This window comes from Rhodopirellula sp. SH410 (assembly GCF_055811895.1).
Genome location: NZ_CM147949.1, coordinates 6,414,898 through 6,427,071 on the forward strand (window position 1 = coordinate 6,414,898; position 12,174 = coordinate 6,427,071).

A 12,174-nucleotide genomic window follows, 5' to 3' on the forward strand; every position below is an offset into this window, starting at 1 on the left:
AACACGCTGATCTTAACTGGATTCAAATTCGCGTGTGCGCCGAATGAGGGGAGCCATGGGGCGGACTCTCACTTTGCTGGCGAGAGCTGAAGAGATGGCGTCTGGATCACCGATTGGGTGACAACCGAGTTGTCTTGAACGTAAGTCGCCTGGGTGTACGACGGAATCTGTCTCAGCAATTCGATCACGTTTCCGAACAGTTCGATCGTCTCGTCAATATTCGGTGCCTTCCCGGCCCCCGCGTCCTCTTTGGGTTGTTCCTGATAGCGATCGCTCTGTTTGATTATGGGCACGGCATAATCTAACCAAGCCTGCAACGCGTCGGCGAACTGCAGGAAATCGACGTGACTAGCCGCGATCAGCGGCCGACTGATGTCACCCAACGGCGGTGGGAGCTGGGGAGCATGCGGCTCGGCTAAGTCGATACCCTGCGAGGGAAACAAGGTGTAGATGGCCCACTCATCGGTGATGGCCAGTCCCGGTGCGAAACTGGGGTCGACACCCAGGGCAGAAACCCCTGGCAATTGCAGAAAAACGCCATCGGGTATCGACGTCTCCGTCGCCGCGGGCAACCCCTGCCCAGGGGGCAGCCCCATCACAGGGCCAAAGGGCGCAAGCAGGGGATTGATCGTATCATAGAACCGCTGCCACGCACGTCGATGCTGCTCGGCATCGGCAAGGTCATAGACGAGTGCGACGGCGGGCATCGGCAAGCCTTGCTGAGCGGCCGGCATGGCGGGATGCCACTGCTGGCTCCGGTGCTGAAAATCGAGCACGAATGCGGACTCGTTTCCAAGGGAGGGCAGCAGGTCATCCTTGGTCGCCCGAAAAAGCTCGGCGAGCCCCGCCGTCATCGCGGGGACAGGGCCGTCCGCCAATGGGGCACCCGACGACTCCGCATAGAGATCCATGACCTGCTCCGCCCGCCGCTCGATGCGGTTGAGCCACTTGTGCAGCGTACCATCGTCGTCCCAGTCCGCGACTGCGCTGAACAGTGCAGGATGTTCGCCGACGTGCTGCAAAGAAACCAGCGGTTGAGCCGAGACGCTGATGGGGTTGGTATGACGATGATAGTTATATCCGGCAATACCACCATTGAAAAAGAATGAGAACGCGAGTTGGTCGCCAGCGGGATTGTAGATCCGGTTCAAATCGGTGAGCATCATCTCCGTATCTTGCTCGACATCATCTAGAAACGGCTGATAGGACGATGGTTCCAACTCGGTATCTGAAAACACCGACGTCACCACGCCGGGTATCAGGCGTAGATAGACCGACAGCCGAGTGACCCACGACGTCTGCTGCTTCAGCAAACTGTTTTGATAGGCAATCGCTGAGAAGGTCTTGCTTCGATTCTCCAGCAACGGTTTGAACACGCCGCGTCGGTATAGCGGCCGGTCGGACTTGGACGGAGCGACTTCGTCGGGATCATGCCCAATCGATGCATACAGATATCCCTCGGCGAAACCAACGCTGACGACGAGCGACTTGTCAGCGACGAAATCACGAAACGCGGTGTATCGCCGCCGAATTTCGGCCGTTTGCTCCGGATCACCGTTGGCTTGAAGCCGTTCGATGGCCGCGTCCCAGGGATACTCGTCGCCTCGGAGATGCAGCACCCACCGCTGATCATTCTCTCCCGGGTTTTGATGTTGTAGCGAATCACGAATGTACGTGTTTTCAGCTTCGGAAAGATTCAGCAACTCGTTGCGGAACTTCGTTTCAAACATGCTCAACAGTTCGCTTGCCCGAGTTTGATCCTGCGGCCCTGATAGCTTGGCCCCCGCAACGATCCGGGGAATGTTCAAGTCACGGATGAACTTCTCGCTCCAGGGTGGGTCCACCGAGTCGTCTTCTGTGGCGACTCCATCCCCATCTTGTGACAGATCAAAACTCAATTTCGATAGTTGGGCTAGCAGTTCGGTGTTATAGGCAGTCAACTGCTCAGCAAAGTCTTGATCGGCCAAAATGAAGAGCTCGCCCGAAGCCAGGTTCGCCAGTGTGGGCAGATAAGATTGCCCCTTCTGTCCGGCCCAGAACCCATAGGACGATCGCAACCAAGCGGGAACCTCGCTGTCATTAAGATCCTGCTCGATATCAGCGGCAATCTGAGTGCGAGCATCCGCAATCGCCCGCTCGACGACAGGCATCGCAATCAAACGTTTGACGGCGGCGTTCTCGACCACCGCGTCCCACTTCAAGCGATTGTTCGTCAGCGCGTAGAAGAACGAAACGTCATCAGCGGCGAACTGCAAGGACGGCGGCAACCCAGCCTGGATTTTGACAGCGGTCGACTGAGCACCTGCGGTGGACGTCGCCAGCAGAGCCACGAGACATGAAATGACGAGCTTGGAAAACATCGACAGACATCCAGCAAGAGGGCAGTGGTGGTTACTCTGGGCGGCAAAAACTGCGGCGTCCCGAATCTCACGATCCAATGGCAGATTCGCCGCTCGGGAACGTCGCCGCTCGCCTGCCGATCGGTCTCGGACGGGACGAGGGTCCCATCCTACGAGATATCGGAAAGCCGGCCCCCAGTACAACCAAGGGATTCAAAAACACCTTCCCAGAGGACGATAAGATAAAACGACTGGCCCAATTCTAGCAAATCAGACAGCACGACAGGTGTCTGGGCAAAGTTGGTGCCTCCCATTATTCCGCACCAGGCCGCTGGGCGGCCAGAATTCAGTCCTCAAGAGGGGCGGATTTTCTTGCGTCAGACCGCTCGATCGGGTATATCTAAGCACAAAGATGTTATGTGTTTCCACACATTTCCCATCGCTTGTGAGTGAGTTCGTGCAAGTCTTCCGATCCCGAAGTCTGTTGACGCTCCTGTGTCTCGCCGTCTTGGCAGCGGCGATTCACCTACCGATCTCGGTGTACGCGGCGGATGGTTTCTCGTGGTCAACGCCCATGGGCTCGGTCACCCGTGAGACCGTAAACGATGCGTTAATCGTTGTATTGATCACCAATGATGTGGTTGCCGAGCCCACGACCACGCGACTCAGTGCGAGACGCGAGGCATGTTGGTGTGCGCGTCCGTTTCAGCGATCGGTGGCAAAAATCCCTGCCGGGTACTTCGATCCGTCCGCTCCGATTCAGTTTCAGCATTGGGCCATCGGGCTGCCGCCGATTGTTAACGGTGGTGACATCGCGAGCGATGCCGAGCGAGCGATTGTATTTGTGACGGATGGCCAATATCGAATTTTGGCAATGTCCGTGGGTGTTCCTGATGGCGAGGACCTCACGCATTTGATTGAAGACGCTGAGGACACGCGACTGCTGGTGCGGCGGCACCTCGCCGATCCGAATGAGATGATTCGACAACTCGCCGATCACACGCGTGGGCGACTGACCCGGATGTGGCAAATTGAACTCGATCAACAGCTCGCTGCGCTCGGTGACGCAGACATTGATCCGATCACGGATCTCTTAGAAGAGACGTCGCGGTTGACATCCAAAACAAAAGTGAAGCTCGGGCTGATCGCCTCGCAAGTGCAAGACGTCTACTTGAAAGACGTGCAGATGCGTTTTGGGTTGACCGACGCGAGTGATTTCAATCGACTCGTTATCCTGGAACAACATTCGGCCACGCGAGCGGCGTGGGTGACGACTTTACTGCCGTTCATCGTGGGCGCGGATCTGCGTTCGCTCTACACGGATCTCGTTGAGATCGTTTGGAATCGCTCGGTGATGCCCATCGAGCAACCTGGCGAGCTCGCCGAAGAGGAGACGACGTTGGCCGCGTGGGTGGCGCAGCGTGGCGATCAAAGCCCATTCGCATTTCGAATCAGCTCGCCGCTGCTGAGTAAACGCGATCAACCCCAGCGGTTTGAGGTTACCGATGTTGCCCGCCGCCGCGGCTTGGGTTGGCAAGACCTCGATGAGGTGATCAATGCGGGTCCCATCCGCCAGGTCACCCCCGGTGAACTGGCCCGCTGGTTGTCTCAAACCAATGGGAGGTCGCTGGATCTACGGCGGCCTAGCCGCGTACGCTTTTTGTATTTTCGATCTTCGAAAGATTCCCCTTACCCGATTCGTGATGGCAGCCCACCGGGCCGTGCGATCTCGATGATCCGACAGGTGCAAAAATGAAAGTCAATGTACTGGCAGGCGTCGTTCTTGCCCTCGTTCCAACAACTGGGTGGGCGGTTTCTCCGCAATCGATTGCAGGTGGCGCCCAGCTCTTCACGCAGCAGTGGCAGCCGCACAATTCCGCCCTCGGTGGAGATGGTTTGGGGCCGCTGTTCAATGCGGCATCTTGCGCCGAGTGCCACCAACAGGGAGGCATCGGCGGCAGTGGTGAGGCTGCATTCAATGCCAATTCCATCGGCATCGACACGATTGAGGTTTACGGAAATCGCGTCACCGCTAAGGTGCTCGCAAACCTGGTGTCGCAATTTCATCCAGGCTTCATTCAGTCCGGCAACAGTGTGTTGAATGTCCTGCCGCTGCCGCATCACGGGGGTACCTCAGCTTTCCGACAGCTTCACGACACACTGACGCAAAGCACGTCTGCCGAGTATGACGACGCCGGTGGAGCGACCTCAGCAGCCGAGGTTCGCATCGCCAACGGAACGTCCCTCAACTTCGATCGGTTTATCGATGGCTATCGAGTTCGGATCTCGGCGCGTTTATATAGCCGAAATACGACAGCTTTATTTGGCAGCGGCTTGATCGATCAAGTCACTGACAAGCAACTGGATCAGCAGGTGCGACTCCAGCAGCAGCACGCAGAGATCAGTGGCCGTCCTTCGACGTTGGCTGATGGCCGCTATGGCAAGTTTGGCTGGCGTGCCAACGTTGCCTCTCTGCATGACTTCAATGAACAAGCCTGTGCGAATGAGATGGGGCTGCAAACCAGTCGCAGGATGCAAACAAGCGATTCCACCAATCCCACCTACCAAAACAAGTCCGCTGACATCAGCGACAAACAAGTTCAGATGCTGACGCACTTCGTCGCTGCACTGCCGGCACCACGACAAGCCCTTTCGAACGATTCGCTATCCAACGCGTCAATAAGTCGTGGCGAGGTGATGTTCAATCAGGTTGGCTGTGGCGTCTGCCATGTTCGCAACATGCCGCCGGCAAGCGGGGTCTACAGCGATTTGCTGCTGCACGATATGGGGTCGGACTCGATCGATCTCAGTCACGCCGAACCCTACATCGTGCGCCGTGAGAGATTTACCGAAGAAGTCGAAGATACCCCTCCAGGATTCACTTTTCAAGTTGCATACTACGGCCCTGCGACGCTGGTGCCAATCGCCTCGAATGGTCCCGTGTTCAGTAGCCCCGGCGGCGCTCACTCAGACCGCCCCGCATTCACGTTCCGCGTTCCTGAAGGCCCTACGGACCTGGCTCCCACGCGGCTAATTGCGTCCAAGAAAAATCCAGATCTAGAGAATAACGCATTCACGATGGCCGCGACTGCTACTGCCCAGCAGAATGGGGGGTATGTAAACGAGCCAGAAATACCTACCAGAATCGAGCTCCGCGAAGAGATGCACCTGCAGCCGACAAACTTCAATCAAGAATGGCGAACCGCACCGCTGTGGGGGCTGCGTGATTCAGCTCCGTACTGGCACGATGGCCGGGCGGAAACCATTCTCGAAGCGATCGCGATGCATGACGGCGAATCAGCGGGAACACGCGATCGGTTTCTGCAGTTGTCCTATGAGGATCGACAAAATGTGTTGGCGTTTCTAGACTCTCTCGTGGCGCCATAGCCGTCACCCGTCCGCTGCACTCAACAGGTGCCTGAGCAATCACCGGACAGCGCAACTTTGTCATTCACCTCGGAAATGTTCATGACCACTCTCTATCGAAGTGTGTTCACCAGCCTGCTGGTTTTACTCGCATCGCATTCGCTGGCGCAGGACGTCGCGATTGCCGACCTCGATCCCGAAATGGCGGTGAGCAAGGAGACGGTCGATGGCCTGGATTGGTACGATGTGACTCAGTGGGGTGTCGAAGGACGCATTCTCCCCGACCAAGAGCGGCAGCAATGGTTCGATCGCTTACCCGCCTCAGCCCAGCAATCGGTGACCAAGAGCGTTTGGAGCCTCAGTCGCGACAGCGCCGGCATGATGGTGCGTTTCAAAACCAATTCGCCATCAATTCATATTCACTACAAACTCAAAAAATCAAATTTGGCCATGGTCCACATGCCCGCGACGGGGGTGAGCGGAGTGGATTTGTACGCTCGAGATCGCGACGGAAAATGGAGATGGGTTGAGGTCGCGCGCCCGAACTCACAAGAGGTGAAGGCGAGGGTCGTCAGTGGACTGGCAGCGGGAGAGCGAGAATATGCCGCTTACCTGCCGCTCTACAACGGCGTTGAATTCATGAGTATTGGCGTTGAGCAGGGAAGCGATTTCGAGGGCCTCGCCCCACGTCAAAATCCCATTGTGTTCTACGGAACCAGCATCACGCATGGAGCATGCGCCAGTCGACCGGGCATGGTTCACACCGCAATCCTGGGGCGACGATTTGACATGCCCATCGTCAATCTCGGTTTTTCCGGCAATGGCAGGATGGACAAAGAGGTCGGCGACTACTTGAATCAAATCGATGCCACCGCCTTCGTTATCGACTGCTTGCCGAACATGGGGCCTGCCGATGTCGCAGCAAAGTGCATTCCCCTGGTCAAGCAGTTGCGTGCTGCCCACCCGTCGACCCCGATCGTGCTCGTGGAGGATCGGCGCAACACCAACGACTGGATCCTGCCCAGTCGCCATGAACACCACACTCGCAATCATGCCGCCTTGCGAGCAGCCCATGCCGCCCTGGTCGAGGCGGGGATCGAGAACCTGCACTACATCCCCGGGGATCATCTCTATGGGGACGATGCTGATGGCGCGACCGATGGCTCGCACGCCAGCGACCTGGGCTTCATGCGACAAGCCAACTTGTTTGAGCCCGTCTTGCGAAACGCCATGGAAAGCACGGACGCCGATCGCAAAAAAACCAGTCCGAGTGCAGAGTAGTCATCCGGATGCACCCAGCCTGTTGGGTTCGAGAGGCATCGCGATCGGTAAAACTCACGGACGCATCCATTGCGGTACGTCGAAGCCGTACTCGCGATAGCGTGCCAAACCGTGATCAGGCGAGACCACGAAATCCACAAACTGCAAGGCGGCGGTGGCATGTTGCGAATTTGCGATCAGCCCCACGCCGAAATTGGATACCGCCGTGTTGAGTTCCGTCAGCTGCACGAAATCGAGGTTGGGATAGTTGTGTAGCACGCAGTCATAAACGATCGCTGCATCGGCCGAGCCGATCGCCACGTCGGCTGCCGCTTCGGTCACATTGCCGCGATAGGCTGCCGTCGCCGCATCAACGGCCTCCCATAAACCCAATCCCTGCAGAGCGTTTTTCGTGAGCTGACCGATCGCAGCCGCTTCCGGATTGGCTTGCACAAAACGCACGTCGTCGCGCAATAGATCGTCAAAGCGGTGGATCGATTTCGGGTTACCCTGCTGCACAAGGAGAACGGCGTGCATGGTTGCGATCGGAAACGTCTCGGAGATCAGCCCCTTGCTACGTGCCGCAGTGAGGTAGCTGTTGTCGGCGGGCAAAAACAGGTCTCCCGTGCGTGTGACTTCGATCTGCGATAGCAATCCCTGCGAAGGACCATAATTGACGAATACCTCGCGTCCCAACTCGTGTCGATAATCCGCCACAATCGCTTCCATCACGGCCTGGTTACTGGCAGCGCAAAAAACGGTAATCGCGTGGTCGCCTGCGTTGTCCCCATTGACCGCAACGGCTTGGCCGTCGTTTCGCGGAGGTTCGGTAGTCGCGAGCAAGTACAGCAGCGCCGGCACCACTGCGAGCAACCCGGCGAGAAAAATGATGGTACGATTCATGCCCGATAGCTTATCGCGAACCGAAGGTTTGTGAGATTGCGATACTGGTTTTAGGGGCCAAGGGTGGGCCACCAACACGTTGGTGGCTGCCGAGCCATCGCCATGGCGTTGGCTCCAACGCCTCAATGTCGTCGCGATCGCAACACAGGCAACCGAAACAAAATCACACCAAAATTGAAGCGAGTCCCCCAATCATGCCATTCCTTTCCCGTCGGCAATTCGTCGCCGCGTCCGCATCGACGGTGCTAGCATCTTCGCTCACCCATGCCAGCGAAAGTTCACCGAGTTTCACCGTCAGCGACATCAAAACCATCGGTTTCCAAACGGAACGCTACCATGGCTGGCCAACGCTTTGCCGATCTGCCAATGGCGATTTGCTGGTCGTTTGCTCGGGCGGGCGAGAGTCACATGTTTGTCCGTTTGGCCGCGTGGATTTCATTCGCTCTCGCGATGCCGGAAACTCATGGAGCTATGAACGTACCATCCTCGACGGACCGATCGACGACCGTGACGCGGGCATCCTCGAAACGGATCAAGGGACTTTGCTCGTGAGCACGTTCACGTCGCTGGCTTATGAACCCAGCCTGCAAAAGGCAATTGCGACGGCAGCGACCGCCACGCCCTCGATGTCGCCGCAGCGACTCGCTAAGTGGCAGGCAGCCCAACGCCGACTGCCCGATGGCGAGCATGCCAAACACCTCGGTTGTTGGATGCTACGTTCGGAAGATGATGGTTTGAATTGGTCACCGGCGTATCGCGTGCCGCTGAACAGTCCGCATGGTCCCATTCAGCTAAGTGATGGAAGCTTGTTCTATGCTGGCGTCGCCTTGTGGGAACCCGGCCGGAGCGTTGGCACCAGCCGCTCGGATGACGATGGACGCACCTGGACACCCCTGCAAAAGCTGCCCGTTCGTGAGGGTGATGATCCCGCGCAGTATCACGAACTCCACGCTGTCGAGGCCGCCGATGGTCGCATCGTCGTTCATATTCGCAACCACAACTCCGCGAATAAAAACGAGACACTGCAGACCCACAGCACCGATGGCGGCAAGACCTGGGCGACGCCGTACTCAATTGGCGTGTGGGGACTGCCCTCGCATTTACTGCGGCTGTCGGACGATCGCTTGCTCATGACCTATGGACATCGCCGTGCACCGTTGGGCAACCAAGCCCGGGTCAGCAGCGACCACGGCGAAACCTGGTCGGAGCCGATGGTCATCTACGGCGACGCAACGTCTGGTGATCTGGGGTATCCCTCTACCGCCGAAGTATCGCCCGGTAAGCTCGCTACGGTTTGGTACGAGCGACTCGAGGGTAACGCCAACGCCCAGTTGCGTCTTGCGACTTGGGAATTGCCGAAGTAAGACACTCGTCTCCTCTTCGCGGCGCCGTCTCACCGGGCCGAGGTCGTCGGGGCGATGGATTGATGTGCCAGCGGGGAGCCTTCCAGAGGGGTGAACTCCGCGTACACGGGCAGGAAGCTCGACACGGCTTGAGCCTGGGTGACGCTGAGATTGTACACGCGCAGGAAATCATAGACGCCGCCGCGACCAATCGCTTCCGCCGTGGTGTTGCGGTCGTACAAGATATTGCTGGTTTGATGCCGGCCAAAGACATCCGTCGGCGTGCTCGTGACCGTGGCCTGGATCTTTTCACCGGCGATGACGGGTAACAGATAGGCGTCATCGGCCTGGAATAATCCCGCGATGATCACGTCATCTTCGCCACGTCCATCCTCACGCACCGATTTGAACAGCTGCCCCAACAGCGCGACCTCTTGCGGAGCACGCGACAGGTCGACACGAACATTCACCAAACTGAATGTCCACGCCTCGTTGGCGTTTGGCTCGGAGGCGCGAAACCAGGCGACCAGCGGATCGTAGGCGAGTTGGTTGTCGGGGTCACTGATCGTATAAGTCTGTGTCCGATCAACGCGAACGCGCGCTGGATTAAACAGGACGACCATCAGTTCACGGTGGTCCTGGGGGCCGGTCGGTGGGCCCATCACATAATCATAGAGCGGGCCTCCACCGCCAAGCGAACTTTCATTGATGGCGTCGACTATCCGTGGCACAAGATCCATATGCAGCGACGAAACCTGCTGGAGAGCGATCACATCAAACTGCCGGACGACCCGCACCAGATTGGTCCGTGCCAAATCGCTAGCGAGCTTTGTGGGACCGAAGCCATCGAGCGCCCACGATGCGATGCGGATGTGATTGGGCGTGTGCCGCGAACCGCCCACCGCCCCAGAACTGGACCGTTGGGCGTGCAGGTCGCTCGGGCTGGAGATGATCGGATCGACTTCGTAGTCCGGATTGCCGGTCGCCGTCGAGACCAGTGACTTGATTTGGCTCGTGAACCAGTTTCCTCCGTCAGCGGCAGTTTCGGTGCTCGGCTTCGAACCACCGGCACCTTCCCCCTTGTTAGCGGTCGAGGACGCAAAGGTGAATGGATCTCCCATCTCCTCGATCTGGGGCGGCTGCTGAGCGGCCTGCTTTCGCATGATGGAGATGCCGTCGAGACCGTCGACATCGTAATTGCGAAGGAAATACCACCCGCCGCCGACCAGGCACAGCACGATCAGCCCGGCCTGAATCGGGTGTCCTCCACTGGATTCACTGGACATGAGATGGGATGGGTAGGTAGATAGGACAATAAGGTTTCAACCTCTTTATCGACTCAATCAGGCTAATCGATGCAACCAAATTTCATTAAAAAAACTCTTTGGCCCCCGGTACACTGACAGGTCGGCAGACGATCGTTATCCTAGGGGCGTCGTAACGAGCCCTCGCATTTTCCTTTTTGGTAGAAGACGTTTCCGTGAGCGAAATCATTCCAGTCGAAGTCCCGACCGTTGGCGAGTCCATCAGCGAAGTTCAAATCGGGACCTGGCTAAAAAACGATGGCGATTGGGTCGACAGCGGCGAAGATCTCGTCGAGATCGAAACCGAAAAGGCATCGGTCCAGATCCCCGCTCCGGCGAGTGGCTTCCTCACTGATATCCTCAAGCAGACCGAAGAGTTTTCCGCCGTCGGTGAGCAAATCGCCAGCATTCGTGCTGGTGAGCGGCCCGAGTCCACGGGTGGCGATTCCGGAACTCCGTCCGCGTCCCAAGAAAGCGGCCGTAGCAACGGCGCGTCGGCACCGCCGGCCGCTCCCGCCTCGGCACCTTCGGGTAACGCCTCAGCACCTTCGCAGCGGGGTGCAACGGGACCATCGTCACGACCTTCGGCCAGCGGGTTCGTGATGCCGGCGGCCCAGCGACTGCTCGATGAGCACCGGCTCAGCGCCTCCGACGTGCCCGCGACCGGGCCGGGTGGTCGATTGCTCAAAGAGGACGTGCTCGCCTATGTCCGCAGTGGATCCGCCCGAGCCCAGCAACCCTCCGCGCCTGCTCAGCAGCCCGCCGCAGCCCCCGCCCAACCCGCTCCGCGAGCCATCTCAGCACCGACCCCTTCGTATGAATCTCACTCGTTGGTCACCGAGGGAGCGTATCGCAGCGAAGAAATCAAACCGATGAGCATGCTGCGGCGGACAATCGCCTCGCGACTCGTCCAGGCTCAGCAAACGGCGGCATTGTTGACCACGTTCAACGAAATCAACATGCAGCCGGTGATGCAGATCCGCAGCAAGTACAAAGATGCGTTTGCAAAGAAACACGGCGTCAAACTCGGCTTCATGTCGTTCTTCGCCAAGGCTGCCGTGGAGGCACTCCGACGCTTCCCAGCGGTCAACGCGGAGATCCGCGGCGATGCGATGGCCTACAAAAACTACCAGGACATCGGCATCGCGATCGGTGGCGGCAAGGGCCTCGTCGTCCCCGTGCTGCGAAATGTCGAACGGATGTCATTTTCGCAAATCGAGGGCTCGATCGCCGAGTATGCCCGATTGGCGGGAGAGAATCGTCTGCAGCCAAGCGATTTGATGGGCGGGACGTTCACAATCAGCAATGGTGGCATCTACGGTTCGCTGCTGAGCACGCCAATCGTCAACCCACCTCAAAGCGGCATCCTCGGACTGCACACGATCCAAGAACGCCCCATCGCCGAGGACGGCCAAGTCGTGATCCGGCCGATGATGTACATCGCCTTGACCTACGATCACAGGATCGTCGACGGACGCGAAGCGGTCGGATTCCTGGTCGCAATCAAGGACATGGTCGAAGATCCATCGCGGTTGTTCCTGGAAGTCTAAGCCTCGACGGTTGCGATCCTAAGACAAACACGTGAGCCGATTGCCTTCTGGCATCGGCTAAGGAACGAGCGGAAAACAAGTGGCCGAACGCTTCTGCAGTTTGTTCAAA

Annotated in this window: 8 protein-coding genes; 5 read left to right on the forward strand and 3 right to left on the reverse strand. The window is 58.1% G+C overall.

Features of this window, described 5'->3' with window-relative positions:
* Positions 1–68: 68 nt before the first annotated feature.
* Positions 69–2,360: a hypothetical protein gene (locus SH410x_RS23420; protein WP_473671249.1), complete on the reverse strand. Its 2,292-nt coding sequence runs from the start codon at positions 2,358–2,360 to the stop codon at positions 69–71.
* A gap of 424 nt (positions 2,361–2,784) precedes the next feature.
* Between SH410x_RS23420 and SH410x_RS23425 the strand changes: the two genes are divergently transcribed.
* The 3 genes from SH410x_RS23425 (at position 2,785) to SH410x_RS23435 (ending at position 6,986) form a co-directional block, all read left to right on the forward strand.
* Positions 2,785–4,095: a hypothetical protein gene (locus SH410x_RS23425; protein ID WP_473671251.1), complete on the forward strand. Its 1,311-nt coding sequence runs from the start codon at positions 2,785–2,787 to the stop codon at positions 4,093–4,095.
* Complete coding sequence (locus tag SH410x_RS23430; RefSeq protein WP_473671253.1) at positions 4,092–5,726, forward strand: di-heme oxidoredictase family protein; 1,635 nt, start codon at positions 4,092–4,094, stop codon at positions 5,724–5,726. Before SH410x_RS23425 ends, SH410x_RS23430 begins: the two co-directional genes overlap by 4 nt.
* An 81-nt stretch (positions 5,727–5,807) precedes the next feature.
* Complete coding sequence (locus tag SH410x_RS23435) at positions 5,808–6,986, forward strand: SGNH/GDSL hydrolase family protein (RefSeq protein WP_473671254.1); 1,179 nt, start codon at positions 5,808–5,810, stop codon at positions 6,984–6,986.
* 54 nt (positions 6,987–7,040) lie between these two features.
* Here the strand turns inward: SH410x_RS23435 and modA are convergent, their stop codons facing one another.
* Positions 7,041–7,868, reverse strand: coding sequence for a molybdate ABC transporter substrate-binding protein (gene modA / locus SH410x_RS23440; protein ID WP_473671256.1), 828 nt, complete (start codon positions 7,866–7,868; stop codon positions 7,041–7,043).
* A gap of 194 nt (positions 7,869–8,062) precedes the next feature.
* On the opposite strand from modA, the gene SH410x_RS23445 reads away from it, so the two are divergent.
* A complete protein-coding gene (locus SH410x_RS23445) occupies positions 8,063–9,232 on the forward strand; it encodes a sialidase family protein (RefSeq protein ID WP_473671258.1) in 1,170 nt (389 codons plus the stop codon).
* Positions 9,233–9,261: 29 nt separating this feature from the next.
* On the opposite strand, the gene SH410x_RS23450 is transcribed toward SH410x_RS23445, so the two are convergent.
* Positions 9,262–10,497, reverse strand: a complete 1,236-nt coding sequence (locus SH410x_RS23450) for an exonuclease/endonuclease/phosphatase family protein (protein ID WP_473671260.1) — start codon at positions 10,495–10,497, stop codon at positions 9,262–9,264.
* A gap of 194 nt (positions 10,498–10,691) precedes the next feature.
* Here SH410x_RS23450 and odhB point away from each other — a divergent pair, with 194 nt between their 5' ends.
* Positions 10,692–12,065 carry a 2-oxoglutarate dehydrogenase complex dihydrolipoyllysine-residue succinyltransferase gene (gene odhB, locus SH410x_RS23455; protein ID WP_473671262.1) on the forward strand — a complete coding sequence of 458 codons (1,374 nt, stop codon included), beginning with the start codon at positions 10,692–10,694 and terminating at the stop codon, positions 12,063–12,065.
* Positions 12,066–12,174: the final 109 nt, after the last annotated feature.

Coding starts and splice junctions, on each gene's coding strand:
- SH410x_RS23420 (WP_473671249.1), bottom strand. CDS start 2,360: ATGTTTTCCAAGCTCGTCATTTCATGTCTCGTGGCTCTGCTGGCGACG.
- SH410x_RS23430 (WP_473671253.1), top strand. CDS start 4,092: ATGAAAGTCAATGTACTGGCAGGCGTCGTTCTTGCCCTCGTTCCAACA.
- SH410x_RS23435 (WP_473671254.1), top strand. CDS start 5,808: ATGACCACTCTCTATCGAAGTGTGTTCACCAGCCTGCTGGTTTTACTC.
- modA (WP_473671256.1), bottom strand. CDS start 7,868: ATGAATCGTACCATCATTTTTCTCGCCGGGTTGCTCGCAGTGGTGCCG.
- SH410x_RS23445 (WP_473671258.1), top strand. CDS start 8,063: ATGCCATTCCTTTCCCGTCGGCAATTCGTCGCCGCGTCCGCATCGACG.
- SH410x_RS23450 (WP_473671260.1), bottom strand. CDS start 10,497: ATGTCCAGTGAATCCAGTGGAGGACACCCGATTCAGGCCGGGCTGATC.